The sequence below is a fragment of the Geodermatophilus sp. DSM 44513 genome, assembly GCF_032460525.1.
In the GTDB taxonomy this organism is placed as follows: domain Bacteria; phylum Actinomycetota; class Actinomycetes; order Mycobacteriales; family Geodermatophilaceae; genus Geodermatophilus.
This window is the reverse complement of the sequence record NZ_CP135963.1, coordinates 2,444,949-2,464,600: the sequence shown is the minus strand read 5'-3', so window position 1 is coordinate 2,464,600 and position 19,652 is coordinate 2,444,949. Positions and strand designations below refer to the sequence as shown.

Here is a 19,652-nt window from a genome sequence, read left to right as displayed (position 1 = left end):
GACGCGGCACACTGCGGGCGTGCCCGCCCTGCTCCCGCGCCGCCGCGGCGAGGCGAGCCTGGCCCGGCGGCTGCTGCTGCTCCAGGCGCTGGTCGTGGGCGCCGTCGTGCTGACCGCGACCGCCGAGGCCTACCGGGACGCCCGGGCGTCGGTCGAGACGGCGGCGGAGGAGCGGACCACGGCGATCGTCGAGTCGATCGCGGACTCCCCGCTGGTCGTGCAGGCGGTGACCGGCCCGGACCCGACCGCGGTGCTGCAGCCCTACGTGGAGGCGGTGCGCGCCGACACCGGCACGTCGTTCATCACCGTGCTGGCCCCCGACCGCACCCGCTTCACCCACCCCGACCCGGCGCAGATCGGCCGGCCCTACATCGGCACGGTGGAGCCGGCGCTGGCCGGGGACACCTTCACCGAGACCTACACCGGCACGCTGGGCCCGTCGGTCCGGGCGACCGGCCCGGTGCGGGACGGCGACGGGGACGTCGTCGCGCTGGTCTCCGCCGGGGTCACCGTCGAGGAGATCGGCGAGGACCTCGCCGCCGCCGTCCCCGGGATCGCCGGCGCCGGCGCGGTGGCCCTCGGCGTTGGGGCGCTGGGCAGCGTGGCGCTGTCCCGGCGGCTGCGGCGGCAGACCCACGGGCTGTCCCCGGCGCAGCTGGCGCGGATGGTCGACTACCACCACGCCGTGCTGCGCGCCGTCCGCGAGGGCCTGCTCCTGGTGGACGACGAGGGCCGGGTGCAACTGGTCAACGACGAGGCGCGCCGGCTGCTCGGGCTCACCGGCGACCCCACCGGCCGGCACGTCGCCGAGCTGGGCCTGCCGTCGGGGCTCACCGCCGCGCTCGCCCAGCAGCGGACCGCCGTCGACGAGGTGCACGTGACCGGCACCCGGGTGCTGGTGGTCAACCAGGCGCCGCCGCGGCCGGGCGGCCGCGCGGCAGGCGCGGTGGTCACGCTGCGGGACCACACCGAGCTGCAGGCGCTGACCGGTGAGCTGCACGGCATCCGGGCGTTCGCCGAGTCGCTGCGCGCCCAGGCGCACGAGGCGGCCAACCGGCTGCACACCACGGTCTCCCTGGTGGAGCTCGGCCGCACCGAGGAGGCGATCGACTTCGCCACCGCCCAGCTGGCGTCGGCCCAGCGGCTCACCGACCGGGTGGTGGACGCCGTCGGCGACCCGGTGCTGGCCGCGCTGCTGCTGGGCAAGGCGGCGACCGCGCACGAGCGCGGCGTGCTGCTGGAGGTCGACCCGGCGACCGCGGTGGGGGAGACCGGCATCCCCGGCGGCGACCTGGTCACCGTCGTTGGCAACCTGCTGGACAACGCGATCGACGCCGCCCTGGCCGGCGACCCGCCGCGGGAGGTCCAGGTCGCCGCGGAGGTCTGCGGCGGGCGGCTGGAGGTCCGCGTCGAGGACACCGGGCCCGGGGTGCGCGAGGAGGACCTGCCGCACCTGTTCGAGCGCGGCTGGAGCACCAAGGACACCGGCGAGGCGCCGTCCGGGCTCGGCCGCGGGCTGGGCCTGGCGCTGGTCGCCTCGACCGTCGCGCGGCACGGCGGCACGCTGACCGTCCGGCCCGGTCCCGGCGCGCTGTTCACCGTCGCCCTGCCGGTGGTCTCCCCCGTCGGGACGGCGCGGTGATCCGCGTGCTGGTCGTCGAGGACGAGCCGGTCGCCGCCGAGGCGCACCGCGCCTACGTCGACCGGACGCCGGGCTTCGCCACCGCGGCGGTCGCCGGCACCGGCGCGGCCGCCCTCGACGCGCTGTCGCGGGTGCCGGTCGACCTGGTGCTGCTGGACATGAACCTGCCCGACGCGCACGGCATCGACCTGTGCCGGCGCATCCGCGGCGCCGGCGCGGCCGTCGACGTCCTCGCCGTCACCTCCGCCCGGGAGCTGACGGTCGTGCGGGCGGCGGCCGCGCACGGCGTCGTCGGCTACCTGCTCAAGCCGTTCACCTACCCCGCGCTGCGCGACCGGCTGGCCGCCTACGCCGAGTACCGGTCGCGGTCGCGGGAGCCCGGCGACGCCGCCGGGCAGGACGACGTGGACCGGGTGCTCGGCGCGATGCGCCCGACCCGGCCCGCGCCGCTGCCCAAGGGCATGGGCCGGGAGACCCTGGACGCCGTCGTCGCCGCCGTCCGGGCCGCCGGGGAGGGGCTGTCGGCCGCGGAGACCGCCGAGCTGATCGGCGCCTCGCGGATCACCGCCCGCCGCTACCTGGAGTACCTCGCCGACGCCGGCCTGGTCGACCGGGCCCCGCGCTACGGCGGCACCGGCCGCCCGGAGCTGGAGTACCGCTGGCGCTGACCGGACGGCTCCCGGTGCCTACGAGATGCCGTCGCCGACGGTCGGTGCACCGCCCATCGCCCCCGCCGCAGCGATTCCGACGGCGAGGGGGACGACGCCCAGGACGGCGGTGGTCCACAGCGTGCCGAGGATCCCGTCCAGCGACAGTGCCGGGGAGAGCAGTGCCCAGGACAGGGCGAACAGCGGCACGGTGACGACCCCGGTGCCGAGTGCAGCCGACCACCGAGCCTGTCCGCGACTGGCGAACAGCGCCCCGGCGAGGACGGCGGGGAGGAAGGTGAAGAGCCAGTGGAAGACGGGGATCACCGCACCGAACGCGATCGTCGACAGGGCCGCCGCGTAGAGGGCGTTCCACACCAGCGCCGCCGCGGCGATCAGCAGGAGGGCCAGCCACAGCCAGGTCCGGACGTCCCCCCGGCGCAGGGGCTCCACCGATCCGGTGAGCCGCACCGCGGTGCCGACGCAGCCCACGGCGGTCGCGAGCACGACCACCCCGAGGGAGACGGGCACGTCGGCGAGCAGCCACGCCGAAGCCCCTGCCCACCGCGGCCGTGGCCACGGCAGTGAGCCGAGCAGTGTCGCGCCCAGCGCCAGGACCCCCGCGGCCACCATCGGCGCCCGTGGCACGCGGGGTCCCCGCGGCGGTACGCGCGGGGCCGGATCCACGAGCGCCACTGTCCCTGCCTGCCCCCAGGACGGGAGGTCCCTTCCCCCGGACGGGTGACCGCACCCGGCGGCTCCTCCGCCTGGCAGCGCGCCGAGTACGAGGACCGATCCCGCGGGAGCGCCGTCGAGGTCCGGAGTCCGAGGACGTTCCCGCGGAGACGCCTCGCGGGCGCCTCAGCAGAGCCGGGTGGTCCCCCGCTGCGCGAGACGGGCGGCCAGCGCCACCGCCGACCCGGCGACCACCGCGCCGGTCGCGTTGAGCGCGGCGTCGACGGGGGAGACCACCCGCCCCAGGGGTAGCGCCCACTGCAGCAGCTCGATGGCGGCCCCGGCGGCCAGCGCGAGCGGGAGCAGGCGGGCCGGGGTGCCCAGCGCGGGCCACCGGAGGACGGCGAGGCCGGCCAGCGGCGCGAGCAGCACCAGGTTGCCGACCAGCTGCAGCAGCGTGGTCCCGGAGTCCAGCCCGGTCGCGTACCAGCGCAGCTCGGTCAGCGGCGCCCCCCACGCCCACCCCGACCCGCCGGCCGGGGTGAGGGTCAGCCAGACCACCGCGAGCACGGCGAGCAGCAGGGCGGCGTCCAGGGGTCGGCGGGCGTCGGCGTCCATGCCCCCACGGTGCCGCGGCTGCCCGAGCGGAGCCTGCGAGGCGGCTGGACGTCGGCTGGCGGCGGCTGCCGGCCGACGCCTGGAGCACCCGTGCTGATCCGGTGGGGCGGCTGAACCCCTCTCCCCACCGGATCGGGGGAGAGGGGTTCAGCCGGACGTCGCCGCCTTGGCGTCGCGCAGCGTCTCGAGCGCCTGGATGAGGTAGCGGCGGAAGGTGGCGTGGTTCTCGCTCATGGGGAAGTGCCCGATCTCGGGCATGGCGATGAACGTGCCGTTCTTGATCTCACCGGCGGTGCGGGCGCTGTCCTCGGGCGTCGTGAGGTAGTCGTACTCCCCGGTCAGCATCACCACCGGACACCGGTCGCCGTCGATCTCCCCGAGCCGGCCCCGCAGGTCGTGGTCGACCGAGTAGAAGTACAGGTCACCCTTGAAGGCCTCCGAGCCCTGCGAGTAGTAGAACCACGTCTTCCAGCGGTCGGCCTCGGGGGACTGCGGCGCCATCAGGTCCCACACCCCGCTCGCGCAGACCTGCGCTGCGTTCGCGTGCGGGTGCTGCCACCAGTCGAGGTAGAAGCCGGGGGAGTAGTCGGCGCCCTCCACCGACAGGACGCCGGCGAACCGATCGGGACGGCGCAGGGCGAGCTGCAGTGCGACGTTCCCGCCGAAGGAGGAACCCATGAAGATCGGGTCCTCGAGCTCCAGGGCATCGCAGAGGGCGACGATGAAGTTGACGTAGTGGTCGGCGGTGAGCTGGTACTCCTCCTTCCACCACTCGATGTTCTCCGGCGGGTCGGACTTGCCGTGTCGGGGCAGGTCGTAGGCGATGACCCGGTGCTTCGCGGTAATCTCGTCGTCCTCCAGCAGGCCGCGCCACTGGTGGTTGTGGCAGCCGGCGGTGTGCTGGCACACCAGGGGCTGTCCGCTGCCGTTCTCCAGGTAGAAGACCTTGTACTCCAGGCCGTCGACCTCGAGCGTCACGTAGTGACCGGTGACCGGGGAGATCCTGCTCATGGCTGTTCGTCCTCCTCAGACGGGGGCGCCGACGACGCGCAACAGTTCGATCTGGCGGGTGATGCAGCGCAGGTTCTGCATGAGGACGAGCACCTGACCCTCCAGGCGCATGTCCCGCTGGAAGCTGGCCGCCCAGATGCCGTGGAACATCGGGGCGGGCACGGGCTCACCGAAACCACGCCACGTCTCCACGCCGGCCCGGATGGCGAAGTCGTAGGGCACGTCGAGCGGACCGGGGTCCACCGTGACGTCGGTGACCCGGCCGGACTGCACCTGCACCACGTAGCTGCGCTCGTCGGCGTCGAGCAGCCACGAGCAGGTGAAGTACCTGCCGTGGGCCCGGATCTCGGGGTCGGCGTTGCTGGCCTCGGCGAAGGCCTCGGCCCACGCCTGTGCCGACGGCGCTCGGGTCGCTGCGGTCATCGTCGTACTCCTCTCCGAGCCGGGTGTGACGACCGCCATGACAGCGGTGCGGGGCGGAGGCGTCCAATACCTGTCGGCTCCCCGTCGATAGCCGCCGACTATTGGTGTGACGGCGACCACGACTCCTAGGCTGGACGGGTGACGGACGCGCCGGAGATCCGCGTCCTGCGCTACTTCGTCGCGGTGGCAGAGGAGCTCCACTTCGGCCGGGCGGCCGTACGACTGCACATCAGCCAGCCCTCGCTGAGCGTGCAGATCCGCAAGCTCGAGCACACCCTCGGCGCGCGGCTGCTGGCGCGCACCAGCCGCCACGTCGAGCTGACCCCGGCGGGCGTGGTGCTCCTGGAGGAGGCGCACCGGCTGCTGGCCGGCGTCGAGCGCCTGACCGCCGCGACGCGCAGAGCGGCCGACGGCGCGGCGGGCAGTCTGGTCGTCGGCTTCCAGGCCAACGCGGCAGCGGAGCTGACCCCGAAGATCCTCGCGGCGTTCCAGGCCCGCTGTCCCCGGGTGCAGGTGGAGATGCGCTCGCACGACTTCGCCGATCCCTACGTCGGACTGTCCACCGGCAGCGTCGACGTGGCGTTCGTCCGTCCACCCATCGTGGTGCAGAGCTGGCTGTCGATGGAGACGCTGTTCGTCGAGCCGCGCGTGCTGGTGACCTCGACCGACTCGCCGCTCGCCGCCCGCGGCCGCATCACCGTCGCGGACGTCGTCGACGAGCCGTTCGTCGGCCGCCGGGCCCCGGACTACTGGCGGGACTTCTGGCTCGCCGTCGACACCCGTGGCTCGCACACGGTCCGGCTGGGGGCGGAGGTGGCCGGCGTGGACGAGTGCTTCGAGGCCATCCTGTCCCGGCGGGGCGTGGCCTTCACGCAGGCCTCCACCCAGCGCTTCTACGACCGGCCCGGACTGGCCTTCGTGCCGGTCGACGGGTTGCCGCCGTCCGCGGTGGCGATCGCCTGGCGCAACGACATGGACGCGCAGCCGGTGCGGGACTTCGTCGACACCACGCGGGCGCTCGCCGCGCTGGACCTCGTCCCGTCGTCCTCCCCGGCGGCCGGTGCCGCCCTGGCGGCGACGACCATCGCGGCCGTCGCCCGCTGACCGGGCGACGCCGCGGCGTCCGGCCTCCGCACACCGCGTCCAGGGGGTGGGTCGCCTGGACGCCTCTGGGAACGCGCGGCGCCGCCGTGCCAGGCTGGCGGCCGTGACGGTGGAGCGGACGGTGCGGCTGCACTTCGGGGACACGGCGCGGGCGGCCGGGACGCACACCAACCTCTCGGCGGTCCGCAGCGACGGCCCGGTGCTGTGGGTGGCCGGCGACGAGACGGCGACCATCGAGCGCCTGGTCGCCGACGACCCCGCCGCGCCGGCGGAGTACCGCGACCACACCACGTTCCGGCTCGCCGACCTCGTCGACCTGCCCGGCTCGGGGGACGACGAGGAGGAGGCCGACATCGAGGGCCTGGCCCGCGACGGGTCGTTCCTGTGGGCGGTGGGCTCGCACAGCCTGCGCCGCCGCCGGGTCAAGGACAAGCACGACGACCGGCAGGCGCTGCGCCGGCTGGCCCGGGTGAGCGGCCAGCCGAACCGGCAGGTCCTGCTGCGCATCCCGGTCCGGGACGTCGACGGGCTGCCCACACCGGTGGCGGAGTCCGTCGTCGACGGCGTCCGCAGCCGCGCCGCGGTGTTCGGCACCACCGGCCCGGACCTGCGCGACCTGCTGGCCGACGACGAGCTGCTCGGCCCCTTCCTGCCCATCCCCGGCAAGGACAACGGGCTGGACGTCGAGGGCATCGCGGTGGCCGGCCGGCGGGTGTTCCTGGGTTTGCGCGGACCGGTGCTGCGCGGCTGGGCCGTCGTCCTCCAGGTACAGCCCGAGAGCGACCCGCACGCGCCCGGGCGATTGCGGCTGCGGCCGTTCCCCGACGGCCGCCCGTACCGCACGTTCGCGCTGCGCATGCGCGGCCTGGGCGTGCGCGACCTGTGCCCGCAGGGCGAGGACCTGCTCGTGCTCGCCGGCCCGACCATGGACCTCGACGGCCCGGTGCACCTGTACCGGTGGCACGGGGGGATGGCCGGCGACCCGCCGCGGGTCGTCCGCGGCGAGCGGCTCACCCGCGAGCTCGACCTCCCCTACGGCGAGGGCGACGACCACGCGGAGGGCATCGGCCTGCTGGGCCCGCCGGAGGACCCCCGGCTGCTGGTCGTCTACGACAGCCCCGCGCCCGACCGGCTGGCCCCGGACGGCGCGGTGACCGCCGACGTGCTCCGGCTGCCCGGGCCGGCGCGCAGCTGACCCTCAGCCCACCTCGCCGGAGCCGTAGTCGCCGAACGTCTCGGTGGCGACCGCGCTGACCGGCACCTCGGCCAGGGCCACGCCGGCCGCGTCCAGGGTGCGCACGTCGCGCGCCCCGGGCGGCAGCAGCACCGTGCCGCCGCCGTCGGGCAGGGGCACGGTGGCCAGCACGCCGCCGCGCTCGTCCAGCACCGCGGCGGCGGTGGCCGGCGCCGGGGCGGTGACCACCAGCCACCGGCCCTCCGCGGACGGCTCGGCCTCCGGGGAGGACAGGTCGCACACCCGCGCCACCACCAGGCCGGCCACGTCGGTCGTCCCCGGCGGCGTGGACACCCCGCAACCGACCGTGCGCCCGGCGCTCCCGGTGCCGAGCTGCCCGGCCCGCGTCGTGACGACCAGACCGCCGCCGGGGCTGCGCCCGACGACGACGGCGACGCTGCCCGCCACCTCGGGCATGGGCAGCGTCCCGGACCACAGCAGCTGCGGCTCCAGCGCGGCCGGCTCCGCGCCGAGGGGGACGGCGATCGCGGTCAGCGCCTCGGTCACCAGCCGGTCGGCGGGGCGGACGGCGGCCGGCCGCAGCGGCTCCAGCGGCGGCACCGCGGCGGGGCCGGCCGGGAGGTCGGGCGCGGCCACCGCGGCCCGGTACACCGGCGTGCCCGCCCGCAGCACCCGGACGCTGGTGCCGGCGCCGGCCGCGGTGGTCGGGACGGTGGTGACCGCGAGGCCGCCGTCGGAGGGGACGGGGTCGTAGGTGCGCCCGACCGTGCCGCGCGGGCCGACCTGCAGCCGCGGGGAGACCTGCACCTCGTCGCCGGGGGCGGTGACCACCACGAGGCTCGCGGACCCGGGCCCGCCGACGAGCAGGGCCGCCGGCCGGTGCGGGCCCAGGGTCTGCGGCACGTACGGGCGCAGCCGGTCGACCGGGGTGCCGGCCGGGCCGGTGAGCCACACGCCGCGCATGTCGCCCTCGACCGTGCCGGCGAGCAGGACCACCCGGCCGTGCGGGGTGTCGGTGGCGAGGACGACCTGGCGTTCGGCCACCGGCGGCGCGGTGAGCGCACCCCAGTCGGCGCGCCGGGCGGCCTCGACGAACGCCGCGTCCCCGGCCAGCGAGCCGCGGGGAGGTCCGGTGAGCACCGCCACCTCGGCCGGCCGGTCCGGCGCGACGGCGGCGGTCGGCGCGGACGGCGGCCCGTCGGGCACCCGCGGCACGACCAGGGCGACGGCGGCGAGCGCGACCAGCGCGGCCCCGGCCAGGCCCCCGGTGCGCAGCCGGCGCCGCCGGCGGGCCCGCGCGAGGGCGTCGGTGGCGGCTGCGTCGGCGTCCAGCCGCCAGCCGGCCGCCGGGACGTGGACCGGGGAGGTGCGGTCGTCGAGGGACCCCAGCACCTGCCCGCCGCGGCCGGCGGCGTCGTGCAGCGCGTCGGCGGCGGTGACCGCGGGGTCGGCGCCGCGCCGTCCCCAGGACAGCCGGGCGCGGGCCAGGGCGTGCTGGACGGCGTCCTCGGCCCGGTCGGGGTCGCCGGTCAGCCGCAGGGCCTCGGCGAGCAGCCGGTCGCGCTCGGCGGCGACGAAGCGGCGGAAGGCCGCGTCGGCGCCGTCGGTCATGCCGGCCAGTGTGCGCCGGGCACCGCGACCGGCGCCGGAGCTACCCTCGCGCGGGTGCCGGGCAAGCCGCTGCGTGACGTGATCGCCCCGGGTCTGGACGTGCTGTTCTGCGGCATCAACCCGTCGCTGACGTCGGCCGCCCGCGGGCACCACTTCGCCCGGCCGGGCAACCGGTTCTGGCCGGCGATCCACCTGGCCGGCTTCACGCCCCGGCGGCTGGCGCCCGAGGAGGACCGCGAGCTGCTGACCCACGGCCTGGGGGTGACCAACCTGGCCGACCGTCCGACCCGCACCGCCGCCGAGCTGACCGCCGAGGAGCTGCGGGAGGGCGCCGCCGCGCTCGACGCCCTGGTGACGCGGTACCGGCCGCGGGTGCTCGCCGTCCTCGGGGTCACCGCCTACCGCGCCGGCTTCGGCCGGCCCCGGGCGGTGCTCGGCCGCCAGGAGGAACGGGTCGGCGGCGCGCGGACCTGGGTGGTGCCCAACCCCAGCGGGCTCAACGCCCACTACCAGCTGCCCGACCTCGCCCGCGTCTACCGGCAGCTGCGGGAGGAGCCGCCGTAGCGCCGGGTCAGGCCACGCCGGCGGCGCGCAGGCCCGCCGTCACCACCACCGCGGCGAGGACGGCGACCAGCACCGGCGCCCGGCGCCACAGCAGCAGCCCGGCGACGGCGACGCCCGCGGTGTCCGCGCCGACGGCCGGCCGGTCGCCGTCGGCCAGCGCGGTGGTCACGACCAGCGCGGCCAGCAGGGCCGCGGACAGCAGCACCACCACCCGCACGACCGGTGCCGGCAGGGCCCGGTCGCCAGTGGCCGCCGGCCCCACGCCGCGGATCAGCGCGGTGCCCAGCGCGCACAGCACCACCAGCGCCCACACGGTCGCGGCGCTCACCGGCCGGCCCGCAGCCCGACCAGCGCCGCGGCGGTCGCGGCGAGCACCGGCAGGCCCGGCGGGGACACCGGCACCAGCGCCAGCGCGATCACCGCTCCGGCGAGGGCCACCCCGAACCGCAGCCGGTCGCGCACCTCGGCGACCAGGATGGCGAGGAAGAAGACGGGGAAGACGGCGTCCAGGCCGAGGGCCCGGCTGTCCAGCCCGGGCACGAACACGCCGACGGCGGTGCCGAGCACCCAGGCGACGTACTGGGTGCCGGAGTGGCCGAACAGGTAGCGGCGGTCGAACCGGCCGTCGCCGCGGGAGGCCATCGCCCAGGCGGAGTCCACGGTCGCCTGCCCCTCCAGGGCGCGGCGCAGCCGGCTGCCGCGCAGCGAGGGCCCCAGCGCGAAGCCCATGGGCAGGAAGCGCGAGCTGACCAGCGCCGCGGCGCCCACGGCGGCGGCGATCCCGCCGCCGGCCGCGGCGATGCCCACCGCGGCGAACTGCGCCGAGCCGGAGTACACCACCGCCGACATCACCACCGCGGCGACCGCCGGCACGCCGAGGTCGACGGCGACCACCCCGAACGACACGGCGAGCACGAAGGTCGCCGCCGCGTACGGCGTGCCGTCGCGCACCCCCTCGCGCCACCCCCGGTCGGCCTCCGTCGACCCCGCCACGCCCACCTCCGCCCGCCGTCCGGTCCGCCGCCGGCCCAGGACGCCGGGGCACCGGCGACCCTGCCAGGCGGCGCGGCGGGGAGGACCGGGAGGGCTACACCGGCTGGGGGCCGGACGGCGGCGGCGCGGTCGGGTCGGCCGGGCCGGGCACCGGGTACGGGGCCGGCTCCGGCGGCGGCACCGGGTCCACGGGGGACGGCGTGGGCGACGGCGGGCCGGGAGGGGGTGGCACGGTCATGCGCCGACGCTAGACCCCGGGCCGGCCGGGGGCCGCGGGCGAGCGCCCGCGGCCGCGACGACCTACCGTCCCGGGACGTGGGCAGACGCGTGGTCGTGATCGGTGGGGACGCCGCGGGCGGGAGTGCCGCGTCGCAGGCGAGGAAGCGGCAGCCGGACCTCGACGTGGTGATGTTCGAGCGGGGCCGGGCGACGTCGTACTCCGCGTGCGGCATCCCGTTCTGGATCAGCGGCGCCGTCGACTCCGAGGCCGACCTGATCGCCCGGACGCCCGAGCAGCACCGCGCCAACGGCATCGACGTGCGGATGCGCACCGAGGTCACCGGCATCGACCTCGACCGCCGCGTCGTGCACTGGCGCGGTCTCGAGGACGGCGGCAGCGGGGTCGAGCCGTTCGACGAGCTGGTGTACGGCACGGGCAGCGTGCCCATGCGCCCGCCGGTGCCCGGCATCGACGCGGCGGGGGTGTACGGCGTCCAGACGCTGGACGACGGCGCGGCGCTGCGGGCCGAGCTGGAGGACGGCGACGTGCAGCGGGTGGTCGTCGTCGGCGGCGGCTACATCGGCCTGGAGATCGCCGAGGCCTGCCGGGTGCGCGGGCTGGACGTCACCGTCGTCGACATGTCGGCCACCCCCGTCGGCACCTTCGACCCCGACGTGGGGCAGCACATCGCCGACGCGGTCCGCCGGGAGGGCATCGAGCTGGTGCTCTCCGACGCGGTCGCGGCGGTGGAGACCGACGCCTCCGGCCGGGCCCGCGCGGTGGTCACCGCCAGCGGCCGGGAGCTGCCCGCGGACCTCGTCGTGCTCGGCCTGGGGGTGCGGCCGGCCGTGCGGCTGGCGCAGGAGGCCGGCATCCCGCTGGGCACCTCCGGGGGCATCGCGGTCGACACCCGGATGCGCACCCAGGTGGAGGGCGTGTGGGCCGCCGGGGACTGCGTCGAGTCGGTGCACCGGCTGTCCGGGCAGCGGGTCGTGGTGGCCCTCGGCACGCACGCCAACAAGCAGGGCCGGGTGGCCGGGATCAACATCGGCGGCGGCTACGCCACGTTCCCCGGCGTCATCGGCACCGCCATCACCCGCATCTGCGAGCTGGAGGCGGCCCGCACCGGGCTGTCCACCGCCGAGGCGGAGGCGGCCGGGTTCCAGTTCGTCACCGCCGTCGTCGACTCGACCACCAAGGCCGGCTACTTCCCGGGCGCCCAGCCGATCCGGCTGAAGATGATCGCCGAGCGGCGCAGCGGCCGGCTGCTGGGCGCCCAGGTCGTCGGCAAGGAGGCCGCGGCCAAGCGGGTGGACGCGCTGGCCATCTGCATCTGGAACGAGATGGGCGTGGACGAGATCCTGTCCCTCGACCTGTCCTACGCGCCGCCGTTCGCGCCGGTCTGGGACCCGGTGCTCATCGCCGCCCGCAAGGCCTTCGAGGCCGTGGAGGCCGACGTCCGGACGCTGTGACCGGCCGGGGTCTCGCGTCTCCGCGCGTGATCATCGGCGGGTGGCGGCTCGACACGCCGAACCGGGCAGCCACCCGCCGATGGTCGACCGCCGGGCCGCACCGGCCCGCCGGCACCGCGCCGGGCCCGCCGGCACCGCACACCAGCGGTGCCGGCGGGCCCGGTCGTGGGTCAGGCGGGGTCGACCCGGTCGGCCTGCGGGCCCCGCTGCCCCTCGCTGGCCGCGAAGTCCACCCGCTGGCCCTCGTCGAGGCTGCGGTAGCCGCCACGGTCGGAGATCGCCGAGTAGTGCACGAACACGTCGGGGCCGCCGTCGTCGGGCTCGATGAACCCGAAGCCCTTCTCGGCGTTGAACCACTTCACCGTGCCGTTGGCCTGACCGCCGCCGGAGGGACGGCGTCCGCCGCCACCGCGCGGCCCGGCGTCCCGACCGCCGCCACCGCGCGGCCCGGCGTCCCGGTACCCGCCGCCGCTGCGCTCGCGCGGTCCACCGGCGTCCCGGTACCCGCCACCCCGCGGGCCGGCGTCCCGACCGCCGCCGCCACCGCCGCGGCCGGCCGCCCGCACGTCCTCGGCCTGCGGGCCGCGCTGGCCCTGGGTGAGGTCGAACTCGACCTGCTGGCCCTCCTCCAGGCTGCGGTAGCCGCCGTGGTCGGCGATCGCGGAGAAGTGCACGAACACGTCCGGCCCGCCGTCGTCGGGCGTGATGAACCCGAAGCCCTTCCCGTCGTCGAACCAGGACACCGTCCCGGTGCTGCGCCCGCCGCGCGACGGCGGCCGGCCCCGGTCGCCGTCGCGCCCGCGACCCCCGTCGCGGTCGCCGTCGCGCCCGCGGCCGCCCTCCCGGCCGTACCCGGCGTCCGGGCGCCGCGGGGCACCCCCGCCCAGCGGCCGCACCGAGTCCGCCTGCGGCCCGCGCTGCCCCTCGCTCGCCTCGAACTCCACCGTCTGGCCCTCGTCCAGGCTGCGGAACCCGCCGTCGTCGGCGATCGCGGAGAAGTGCACGAAGACGTCGCGCCCCCCGTCGTCGGGTGCGATGAACCCGAAGCCCTTCTCGGCGTTGAACCACTTCACCGTGCCCTGCGGCATCCACGTGCTCCTGCTGCTCGTCGCCGGCGGGTCGGTCCCACCGGCCGTCCTCCGGCCACCCTCCCCCCTCGGGGGCGCGGCCGCGCCCACCAGCGTCCCCCACCCGCGGCGCGCGTGGGCGGGCACCCGGCGGGCGACCGGCCGGACCGGACGCGCCGGGCGCCGGACGGCGTGTCCCGTTACCCGCGCGCGACGGGGGGTAGGGGCGGCCTCCGAGACGGCACGGTCGACCGGTGGAGGACCCGATGAGCAGCAACAGCGACGACCACGTGGTGGCCCAGGCGGTGCACGACCTCGGCTCGGCCCTCTGGTTCGGCGGCGCGGTGATGGGCATCGCCGGCGTCAACAAGTCCGGCGCGGACCTGACGCAGGGGATCGACCGCATCCGGGTGGCCGGCTCGGCCTGGCAGCGCTTCCAGCCCGCCCAGGTCGGCGGCATCGCGGCCACCCTGCTCGCCGGGCTGCGGCTGACGCAGGTCGGCGGCCGCCGGCTGGCCCTGCAGGAGGGCTTCGCCCGGGTCGGCGCCGTCAAGGCCGGGCTGGCCGTGGCCGGCGCCGCGGCGACCGGCTACGCCGCCTACAGCGGCAGCCGGATCGCCCGGCTGGCCGAGGAGGCGCAGCGGCGCGGGGAGACCGTGGAGGTGCAGGACGCCACGCTGCCCACCGACCGCACCCCGGCGGAGATCCGCACGTGGCAGGCCAGGCAGCGGGTGACGCAGTTCCTCGTCCCGGCGCTGGCCGGCGCCAACATCGTCTGCAACGCCTGGCTGGTGCAGTCCTACCGGCCGGTCGCCACGGCCAAGGGCGTGCTGGGCCGGTTGCTGCCGGGCTGACCGCCACGTCCCCTGCGGCCGTTCCCGCGCGGGAGGCTGCGGGGCGCTGCTGGCCTCAGCTGATGACCACGTTCCACGGCCGGATCGTCCACGACGTCACCAGGCCGTGGACGACGTACGGGTCGGCCTCGGCGAACCGCTGGACCATCTCGCGCGGCGCCGTCCACACCAGCAGCGCGCGGTCGTAGGGGTCGGGCAGGGCGCCGGCGAGCAGCAGCTCGCCGCGCTCGTGCGCGGCGCGGGCGAGGGCCAGGTGGTCGCCGCGGAGGGCCTCCCGGCGCTGCAGGTAGTCGTCGGCCAGGGCGTACTCGAGGACGAGGTGCACGCCGCCACTGTGGCAGGGGCTGCCCTCAGCGGCGCAGGTGCGCCCGCAGCGCCGCGACGACCATCCGGTGGTCGGCCAGCTGCGGCAGCCCGGAGACGACGACGGCGCCGACCGGGCCCACGGAGCGGACGACGACCGGGACGGCCCCGCCGTGGGCGGCGTAGCGGGCGGGGTCCAGCCCGAACTCCGCCTCGAACGTGGTGCCCCGCTCGATCGAGGCCTGCCGCACGTACAGGCTGCTGTGCCCGAAGCGGTCGACGACGCGGGTCTTGCGCCGGATCCAGGCGTCGTTGTCTGGGCTGGTGCCGGGCAGGGCGGCGTGGAAGAGCTGGTGGCCGTGCCGGGTGACGTCGACGGTGACCGCGGCGCCGTCCCGCCGGGCGGCGGCCACCAGCGCCGAGCCGATGTCCCAGGCGTCGTCGTTGGTGAAGCCGTCGAGGACCAGCTCCGCCTCCTCGGTGGCGAGCTGGGCCACGGAGGGCATCTCCCCCGGCAGGCTGGGATCGGTCATGCTGCCCTTCCTACCGGGCCGGGTACCCGGGCACCGGGCGGGGCGGACGGCGACGGGGTGGACCATGAGGTGGACCGAGCGGCTCGACCGCTTCCAGCGCCGGCACCCGGCGGCGGGGTTCCCGATCGCGGTCGTCTACAAGTACCTGGACGACGACGGCCACTTCCTCGCCGCGCTGATCACCTACTACGGCTTCCTCGCGCTGTTCCCGACGCTGCTGCTGCTGGCCACCGTGCTGGGCCTGCTGCTGGCCGGGGACCCGCAGCTGCAGCAGCAGCTGCTGGACTCCGCGCTGGGGGAGTTCCCGGTGATCGGGCCGCAGCTGGCCCGCCCGGAGGGCCTGGGCGGCGGGGCCACCGGGATCGTGGTCGGCGGGCTAGTCGCCCTCTACGGGGCCACCGGGCTGGGCCAGGCGATGCAGCACGCGATGAACAACATCTGGGCGGTGCCCCGGCACAGCCGGCCGGACCCGGTCACCTCCCGCGGCCGCAGCCTGCTGCTGCTGTTCACCCTCGGTCTGCTGCTGCTCGCCAGCACGGTGCTCTCCGCGGTCGGCACGGGTGTCGCGGCCTACGGCGGCAGCTCCACCGGCTGGTTCCAGGTGCTGGTCATCGCCGCCTCGGTGGCCGCCAACGCCGCGGTGTTCGTGCTGGGGTTCCGCATCACCACCGCCCGCCGGCTCACCACCCGCCAGGTGCTCCCGGGCGCGCTCACCGCCGCGGTGCTCTGGCAGCTGCTGCAGTCCTTCGGCGGGGTCTACGTGGCCCGGGTGGTCGCCAACGCCAGCGCCGTGGACGCCGTCTTCGCCCTGGTGCTCGGCCTCATCGCGTTCGTCTACCTGGCCGCCACGGCGCTGGTGCTGTGCGTGGAGATCGACGCCGTGCGCGTCGACCGGCTCTACCCGAGGGCGCTGCTCACCCCCTTCGTCGACCACACCGACCTGACCGAGGGCGACGAGCGGGTGTTCACCGACGCGGCACGGGCCCAGCGCGCGGTGAAGCACCAGGAGATCGACGTGCGCTTCGGGACGGGGGACGACGCGACGCCGCGGCCGTGATCCCGGAGGAAAACCGGTGGCGGGCCGATGAGCCCGGCGCGCACAGTCCGTCGTAGGGGTGGAGGACGCTGCGCCGCACCACCACGTGAGGGAGTCGGGATGACGTCAGGGAGCACGCTGGCCATCGAGGCGACCGGCCTGGCCAAGTCCTACGGCGCGACCCGCGCCGTGGCCGGGGTCGACCTCGCCGTCCCCGCGGGCGCCATCTACGGCGTCCTGGGTCCCAACGGCGCCGGGAAGACGACGACCATCCGCATGCTGGCCACGATCGTCCCGCCCGACGCCGGCACCGCCCGGGTGCTCGGCCACGACGTCGTCACCGAGGCCGACGCCGTCCGCGGGCTGGTCAGCCTCACCGGCCAGCTCGCCTCGGTCGACGAGGAGCTGACCGGCCGGGAGAACCTGGTGCTCATCGGCCGGCTGCTCGGGCACCGCCGGGCCGCCGCGCGCGCCCGGGCCGACGAGCTGCTCGAGGCCTTCGGCATCGCCGGCGCCGCGGGGAAGCTGGCCAAGCACTACTCCGGCGGCATGCGCCGGCGGCTGGACATCGCCGCGAGCATCGTCGTCACGCCGCAGCTGGCCTTCCTCGACGAGCCGACGACCGGGCTGGACCCGCGCTCGCGCAACCAGGTGTGGGAGATCGTCCGGGCGCTGGTGGCCGAGGGGACGACGGTGCTGCTGTGCACCCAGTACCTGGAGGAGGCCGACCAGCTCGCCGACGGCATCGTGGTCATCGACCGCGGCCGGGTGATCGCCGAGGGCACCCCGGGCCAGCTCAAGGCCTCGGTCGGCACCGGGGCGCTGCACGTGCGGCTGCTGGACCCGGCCCGCCGCCCGGAGGCCGCGCGGCTCCTGGAGGCCGTCGTCGGCACGGTGACTCGGGAGCCGGACCCGGCCGCCCTGTCGGTGGCGTGCAGCGACGCCGACCGCGCGGCGACCGCGGTCGGCGAGCTCGGGCGGGCCGGCATCGGCCTGGCCGACTTCTCCCTGGACCAGCCCAGCCTGGACGAGGTGTTCCTGTCCCTCACCGGCCACCCCGCCGAGGAGTCCGCCCCGACCCTGGAGCAGGCGTCATGACCGCCACCGCACCCGCGACCGACACCGACACGGCCGCCGTCCGCCGGGCCATCGCCTCGACGGCGCGCCCACCGCGCCCCGGCCCGCTGTCCACGGCGCTCACCTTCGGCTGGCGCGGCATGCTCAAGGTCAAGCACGTGCCCGAGCAGCTCATCGACGTCACGATCACGCCGGTGCTGTTCGTGCTGATGTTCACCTACCTGTTCGGCGGTGCACTGGCCGGTTCGACCGACGCCTACCTGCAGTACCTGCTGCCCGGGATCCTGGTCCAGTCGGTGGTGTTCACGACCGTCTACTCCGGCGTCGCGCTCAACACCGACCTCACCAAGGGCGTCGTCGACCGGTTCCGGTCGCTGCCGATCTGGCGGCCGGCGCCGCTGCTCGGGGCGCTGCTCGGCGACAGCGTCCGGTACGTGATCGCCGGCACGGTGATCCTGGTGTTCGGCGTGGTGCTGGGCTACCGGCCGCAGGGCGGGGCGGTCGGCGCCGTGGCGGCGCTCGCGCTGGTCGTCGTCTTCTCCTTCGGGCTGTCCTGGGTGTACTCCGCGGTCGGCCTGGTGCTGCGCTCGCCCAGCGCGGTCCTCAACGGCGGGTTCATGGTGCTGTTCCCGCTGACCTTCCTGTCCAACGTCTTCGTCGACCCGGCCACGCTGCCCGGGCCGCTGCGTGCCTTCGTCGACGTCAACCCGATCTCCGTGCTGACCACCGCAGCCCGCTCGCTCATGGCCGGCACGCCCGACGGCACCGCGATCACCGTCTCCCTGGCCGTGGCGGCGGGGCTGGCCGCGGTGTTCCTGCCGGTCACCACGCGCCTGTACCGCAGCCGCTGAGCGTCCGGGAGGCCGCCCGGGGCCGGTGGTGGGACGCTGCTCGTACGCCGCCGCCGGGCGGGCGCGGACAGGAGGTCGGACACGGTGCACGCTCCGCGCGACGAGTCCGGTGACCACGGCTACGACGAGGTGCACGCCGACCTGGCCGCGGCCACCCCGCCGCCCGCGGGGGCCGCACCCCCGCCAGAGCCGGCCGGTGGGGACGGCGCCACCGGCGGTGACCTCGGCTACGACGAGGCGCACGACTTCTGACGGCGGCCGGGTGCGGTGGCCCGGGGGCGGGGTAGCGGGCGGTCATGCCGGAGCAGCCAGGTCACCCAGCGTCCGCCGGACCCCGCGACGGGGAGCTGCGGCTGCCGGACGGGCGGACCCTGGCCTGGGCCGAGTACGGGGACCCCGCCGGGCGGCCGGTGCTCGGCTGTCACGGCTCGCCGAGCTCGCGCCTGGAGCGCCACGTCGAGGACCCGGCGGACTACGCCCGCTGGGGCGTGCGCCTCGTGGTGCCCGACCGGCCGGGCTTCGGCCGCTCGGACCCGCAGCCGGGCCGGCGGGTGACCGACTGGCCCCGCGACGTCGCCCGGCTGGTCGACTCCCTGGGGATCGGGGAGTTCGCCGTCCTCAGCCTGTCCGGCGGCGCGGCCTACGCGCTTGCCTGCGCGCACGCCTTCGACACCCGGGTGGTCGGGGTCGGCGTCCTCGGCGGGGCGCCACCGCCGGACGTCCCGTGGGCCTGGCCGGGGTGGCTGCCCAAGCGGATGCGGGCGGTGGCGCACCGGCCCTCCCCGGTGGCCTCGCTGCTGCGCCCGGTGTTCGCCCCGGCCGCGCGGCGCCCGGAGGCGATCCCGGGCTACCTGCAGACCCGGCTCGCCGCGGCCGACCGGCGGGTGCTCGGCCGGCCCGGCGTCCGGCGCGTCCTGGTCGACATGTTCACCGAGGCCCTGCGCAACGGCACCGCCCCGGTGGCGGAGGACCGGGCGCTGCTGTTCCGCCCCTGGGGGTTCCCGCTGGCCGAGGTGCGCCAGCAGGTGCACCTCTGGCACGGCACGCAGGACTGGCAGGTGCCGGTGGCGCTGGGCCGGGTGCTGGCCGCGATGCTGCCCCGCTGCACGCCGCACTGGCTGCCCGGCGAGGGTCACTTCGCCGTCTTCGACCACGCCGCGGAGGTCCACGCGGCGCTGCGGCCCTGACCGGCGGGGGCGAGGTCCTCCTGGCGACCGGGCGGCTGGTGCTGCGGGCGGTCACCCCGGCCGACGTCGACGACCTGGTCGCCCTGGACGCCGACCCCGAGGTCACCCGGTACCTCACCGGCGGGCGCCCGACCCCCCCGGTGGACCGTCGAGGAGGAGGTGCTGCCGCGGCTGCTCCACCGGCACCCGGCCACGGGGCGGCCCGGGTACTGGGCGGCGGAGGACCGTGGCACTGGCCGCTTCCTCGGCTGGTTCGCGTTCCGGCCGCTGGACGACGGCGGCGCCGAGGTCGAGCTCGGCTACCGGCTGCGCCGCGCGGCGTGGGGGAGGGGCCTGGCCACCGAGGGTGCGCGGGCGCTGGTCGACGACGGCTTCGCCGGCCCGCTCCTGCAGCGGGTGTGCGCGAGCACGATGACCGTCAACGCGGCGTCCCGGCGGGTGCTGGAGAGGACCGGCCTGCGGCTGGTGCGCACGGTGCACCTGCCCTGGCCGGAGGTGATCGACGGCTCCGAGCACGGGGACGTCGAGTACGCGCTCACCCGGGCGGAGTGGGCCGCGCGGCGGTGACC

General features: G+C 76.7%; 24 protein-coding genes and 2 pseudogenes. 13 read left to right on the top strand and 13 right to left on the bottom strand.

All coding sequences use genetic code 11. The features are described 5' to 3' along the window. Positions 1-19 precede the first annotated feature (19 nt). Together RTG05_RS11910 and RTG05_RS11905 are read left to right on the top strand one after the other, a co-directional pair. The gene (locus RTG05_RS11910; RefSeq protein ID WP_166528808.1) at positions 20-1,642 is read left to right on the top strand and encodes a sensor histidine kinase; all 1,623 of its coding nucleotides are present in this window, start codon (positions 20-22) and stop codon (positions 1,640-1,642) included. Then, positions 1,639-2,310: a response regulator gene (locus RTG05_RS11905; protein WP_166528807.1), complete on the top strand. Its 672-nt coding sequence runs from the start codon at positions 1,639-1,641 to the stop codon at positions 2,308-2,310. Before RTG05_RS11910 ends, RTG05_RS11905 begins: the two co-directional genes overlap by 4 nt. An 18-nt stretch (positions 2,311-2,328) precedes the next feature. Here the strand turns inward: RTG05_RS11905 and RTG05_RS11900 are convergent, their stop codons facing one another. From RTG05_RS11900 to RTG05_RS11885, 4 genes are all read right to left on the bottom strand, one after another. Then, positions 2,329-2,937 carry a hypothetical protein gene (locus RTG05_RS11900; protein WP_166528806.1) on the bottom strand — a complete coding sequence of 203 codons (609 nt, stop codon included), beginning with the start codon at positions 2,935-2,937 and terminating at the stop codon, positions 2,329-2,331. A 213-nt stretch (positions 2,938-3,150) separates the two neighbouring features. Continuing rightward, on the bottom strand, positions 3,151-3,582 hold the full coding sequence (locus RTG05_RS11895) for a VanZ family protein (RefSeq protein ID WP_166528805.1): 432 nt from the start codon (positions 3,580-3,582) through the stop codon (positions 3,151-3,153). A 147-nt stretch (positions 3,583-3,729) separates the two neighbouring features. Beyond that, positions 3,730-4,593: an alpha/beta fold hydrolase gene (locus tag RTG05_RS11890; RefSeq protein WP_166528804.1), complete on the bottom strand. Its 864-nt coding sequence runs from the start codon at positions 4,591-4,593 to the stop codon at positions 3,730-3,732. A gap of 15 nt (positions 4,594-4,608) precedes the next feature. Then, positions 4,609-5,016, bottom strand: a complete 408-nt coding sequence (locus tag RTG05_RS11885; RefSeq protein ID WP_166528803.1) for a hypothetical protein — start codon at positions 5,014-5,016, stop codon at positions 4,609-4,611. 138 nt (positions 5,017-5,154) lie between these two features. Here RTG05_RS11885 and RTG05_RS11880 point away from each other — a divergent pair, with 138 nt between their 5' ends. Together RTG05_RS11880 and RTG05_RS11875 are read left to right on the top strand one after the other, a co-directional pair. Continuing rightward, positions 5,155-6,120 (top strand): LysR family transcriptional regulator, encoded by a 966-nt coding sequence (locus RTG05_RS11880; RefSeq protein ID WP_166528802.1) that lies wholly within the window; start codon positions 5,155-5,157, stop codon positions 6,118-6,120. A gap of 103 nt (positions 6,121-6,223) precedes the next feature. Continuing rightward, complete coding sequence (locus RTG05_RS11875; protein WP_166528801.1) at positions 6,224-7,315, top strand: DUF3616 domain-containing protein; 1,092 nt, start codon at positions 6,224-6,226, stop codon at positions 7,313-7,315. A 3-nt stretch (positions 7,316-7,318) separates the two neighbouring features. On the opposite strand, the gene RTG05_RS11870 is transcribed toward RTG05_RS11875, so the two are convergent. Beyond that, on the bottom strand, positions 7,319-8,926 hold the full coding sequence (locus tag RTG05_RS11870) for a hypothetical protein (protein WP_315911825.1): 1,608 nt from the start codon (positions 8,924-8,926) through the stop codon (positions 7,319-7,321). 54 nt (positions 8,927-8,980) lie between these two features. On the opposite strand from RTG05_RS11870, the gene mug reads away from it, so the two are divergent. Continuing rightward, positions 8,981-9,490, top strand: a complete 510-nt coding sequence (gene mug / locus RTG05_RS11865; protein WP_166529698.1) for a G/U mismatch-specific DNA glycosylase — start codon at positions 8,981-8,983, stop codon at positions 9,488-9,490. 7 nt (positions 9,491-9,497) lie between these two features. Here the strand turns inward: mug and RTG05_RS11860 are convergent, their stop codons facing one another. From RTG05_RS11860 to RTG05_RS11850, 3 genes are all read right to left on the bottom strand, one after another. Beyond that, positions 9,498-9,818: an AzlD domain-containing protein gene (locus RTG05_RS11860; RefSeq protein ID WP_166528799.1), complete on the bottom strand. Its 321-nt coding sequence runs from the start codon at positions 9,816-9,818 to the stop codon at positions 9,498-9,500. Continuing rightward, the gene (locus tag RTG05_RS11855; RefSeq protein ID WP_315911824.1) at positions 9,815-10,483 is read right to left on the bottom strand and encodes an AzlC family ABC transporter permease; all 669 of its coding nucleotides are present in this window, start codon (positions 10,481-10,483) and stop codon (positions 9,815-9,817) included. The genes RTG05_RS11860 and RTG05_RS11855 overlap by 4 nt, the downstream gene beginning before the upstream one ends. Before the next feature lie 94 nt (positions 10,484-10,577). Then, complete coding sequence (locus tag RTG05_RS11850; RefSeq protein WP_166528798.1) at positions 10,578-10,721, bottom strand: hypothetical protein; 144 nt, start codon at positions 10,719-10,721, stop codon at positions 10,578-10,580. A 77-nt stretch (positions 10,722-10,798) separates the two neighbouring features. On the opposite strand from RTG05_RS11850, the gene RTG05_RS11845 reads away from it, so the two are divergent. After that, complete coding sequence (locus tag RTG05_RS11845) at positions 10,799-12,175, top strand: FAD-dependent oxidoreductase (protein ID WP_166528797.1); 1,377 nt, start codon at positions 10,799-10,801, stop codon at positions 12,173-12,175. 170 nt (positions 12,176-12,345) lie between these two features. Here the strand turns inward: RTG05_RS11845 and RTG05_RS11840 are convergent, their stop codons facing one another. From RTG05_RS11840 to RTG05_RS11830, 3 genes and pseudogenes are all read right to left on the bottom strand, one after another. Continuing rightward, positions 12,346-12,537, bottom strand: coding sequence for a cold-shock protein (locus tag RTG05_RS11840; protein ID WP_208105051.1), 192 nt, complete (start codon positions 12,535-12,537; stop codon positions 12,346-12,348). 198 nt (positions 12,538-12,735) lie between these two features. After that, positions 12,736-12,918: pseudogene (locus RTG05_RS11835) on the bottom strand (cold-shock protein); the annotation flags it as partial. 144 nt (positions 12,919-13,062) lie between these two features. Further along, a pseudogene (locus RTG05_RS11830) lies at positions 13,063-13,263 on the bottom strand (cold-shock protein); the annotation flags it as partial. 245 nt (positions 13,264-13,508) lie between these two features. Here RTG05_RS11830 and RTG05_RS11825 point away from each other — a divergent pair. Beyond that, entirely contained in the window at positions 13,509-14,096 is a 588-nt protein-coding gene (locus tag RTG05_RS11825) for a hypothetical protein (protein ID WP_166528795.1), read from the top strand. 55 nt (positions 14,097-14,151) lie between these two features. On the opposite strand, the gene RTG05_RS11820 is transcribed toward RTG05_RS11825, so the two are convergent. Both RTG05_RS11820 and RTG05_RS11815 read right to left on the bottom strand, forming a co-directional pair. After that, positions 14,152-14,421, bottom strand: coding sequence for a YciI-like protein (locus tag RTG05_RS11820; RefSeq protein ID WP_166528794.1), 270 nt, complete (start codon positions 14,419-14,421; stop codon positions 14,152-14,154). Between the two features lie 25 nt (positions 14,422-14,446). Further along, positions 14,447-14,932: a heme-degrading domain-containing protein gene (locus tag RTG05_RS11815; protein WP_166528793.1), complete on the bottom strand. Its 486-nt coding sequence runs from the start codon at positions 14,930-14,932 to the stop codon at positions 14,447-14,449. A 64-nt stretch (positions 14,933-14,996) separates the two neighbouring features. On the opposite strand from RTG05_RS11815, the gene RTG05_RS11810 reads away from it, so the two are divergent. The 6 genes from RTG05_RS11810 (at position 14,997) to RTG05_RS11785 (ending at position 19,650) form a co-directional block, all read left to right on the top strand. Beyond that, positions 14,997-15,989 (top strand): YihY/virulence factor BrkB family protein, encoded by a 993-nt coding sequence (locus RTG05_RS11810; RefSeq protein WP_166528792.1) that lies wholly within the window; start codon positions 14,997-14,999, stop codon positions 15,987-15,989. A gap of 99 nt (positions 15,990-16,088) precedes the next feature. Further along, entirely contained in the window at positions 16,089-17,066 is a 978-nt protein-coding gene (locus tag RTG05_RS11805; RefSeq protein WP_166528791.1) for an ATP-binding cassette domain-containing protein, read from the top strand. Further along, positions 17,063-17,896: an ABC transporter permease gene (locus RTG05_RS11800; RefSeq protein WP_166528790.1), complete on the top strand. Its 834-nt coding sequence runs from the start codon at positions 17,063-17,065 to the stop codon at positions 17,894-17,896. Before RTG05_RS11805 ends, RTG05_RS11800 begins: the two co-directional genes overlap by 4 nt. A gap of 84 nt (positions 17,897-17,980) precedes the next feature. Next, positions 17,981-18,148: a hypothetical protein gene (locus RTG05_RS11795; protein ID WP_315911823.1), complete on the top strand. Its 168-nt coding sequence runs from the start codon at positions 17,981-17,983 to the stop codon at positions 18,146-18,148. A gap of 44 nt (positions 18,149-18,192) precedes the next feature. After that, positions 18,193-19,083 carry an alpha/beta fold hydrolase gene (locus tag RTG05_RS11790; protein WP_166528789.1) on the top strand — a complete coding sequence of 297 codons (891 nt, stop codon included), beginning with the start codon at positions 18,193-18,195 and terminating at the stop codon, positions 19,081-19,083. A gap of 159 nt (positions 19,084-19,242) precedes the next feature. Further along, positions 19,243-19,650, top strand: a complete 408-nt coding sequence (locus RTG05_RS11785) for a GNAT family N-acetyltransferase (protein ID WP_208104922.1) — start codon at positions 19,243-19,245, stop codon at positions 19,648-19,650. Positions 19,651-19,652 lie beyond the last annotated feature (2 nt).

Bases quoted from the DNA above. Each gene is read 5' to 3' on its own strand.
- RTG05_RS11895 (WP_166528805.1), bottom strand. From the start codon at position 3,582: ATGGACGCCGACGCCCGCCGACCCCTGGACGCCGCCCTGCTGCTCGCC.
- RTG05_RS11890 (WP_166528804.1), bottom strand. From the start codon at position 4,593: ATGAGCAGGATCTCCCCGGTCACCGGTCACTACGTGACGCTCGAGGTC.
- RTG05_RS11885 (WP_166528803.1), bottom strand. From the start codon at position 5,016: ATGACCGCAGCGACCCGAGCGCCGTCGGCACAGGCGTGGGCCGAGGCC.
- RTG05_RS11870 (WP_315911825.1), bottom strand. From the start codon at position 8,926: ATGACCGACGGCGCCGACGCGGCCTTCCGCCGCTTCGTCGCCGCCGAG.
- RTG05_RS11850 (WP_166528798.1), bottom strand. From the start codon at position 10,721: ATGACCGTGCCACCCCCTCCCGGCCCGCCGTCGCCCACGCCGTCCCCC.
- RTG05_RS11825 (WP_166528795.1), top strand. From the start codon at position 13,509: ATGAGCAGCAACAGCGACGACCACGTGGTGGCCCAGGCGGTGCACGAC.
- RTG05_RS11815 (WP_166528793.1), bottom strand. From the start codon at position 14,932: ATGACCGATCCCAGCCTGCCGGGGGAGATGCCCTCCGTGGCCCAGCTC.
- RTG05_RS11810 (WP_166528792.1), top strand. From the start codon at position 14,997: ATGAGGTGGACCGAGCGGCTCGACCGCTTCCAGCGCCGGCACCCGGCG.
- RTG05_RS11805 (WP_166528791.1), top strand. From the start codon at position 16,089: ATGACGTCAGGGAGCACGCTGGCCATCGAGGCGACCGGCCTGGCCAAG.
- RTG05_RS11800 (WP_166528790.1), top strand. From the start codon at position 17,063: ATGACCGCCACCGCACCCGCGACCGACACCGACACGGCCGCCGTCCGC.
- RTG05_RS11790 (WP_166528789.1), top strand. From the start codon at position 18,193: ATGCCGGAGCAGCCAGGTCACCCAGCGTCCGCCGGACCCCGCGACGGG.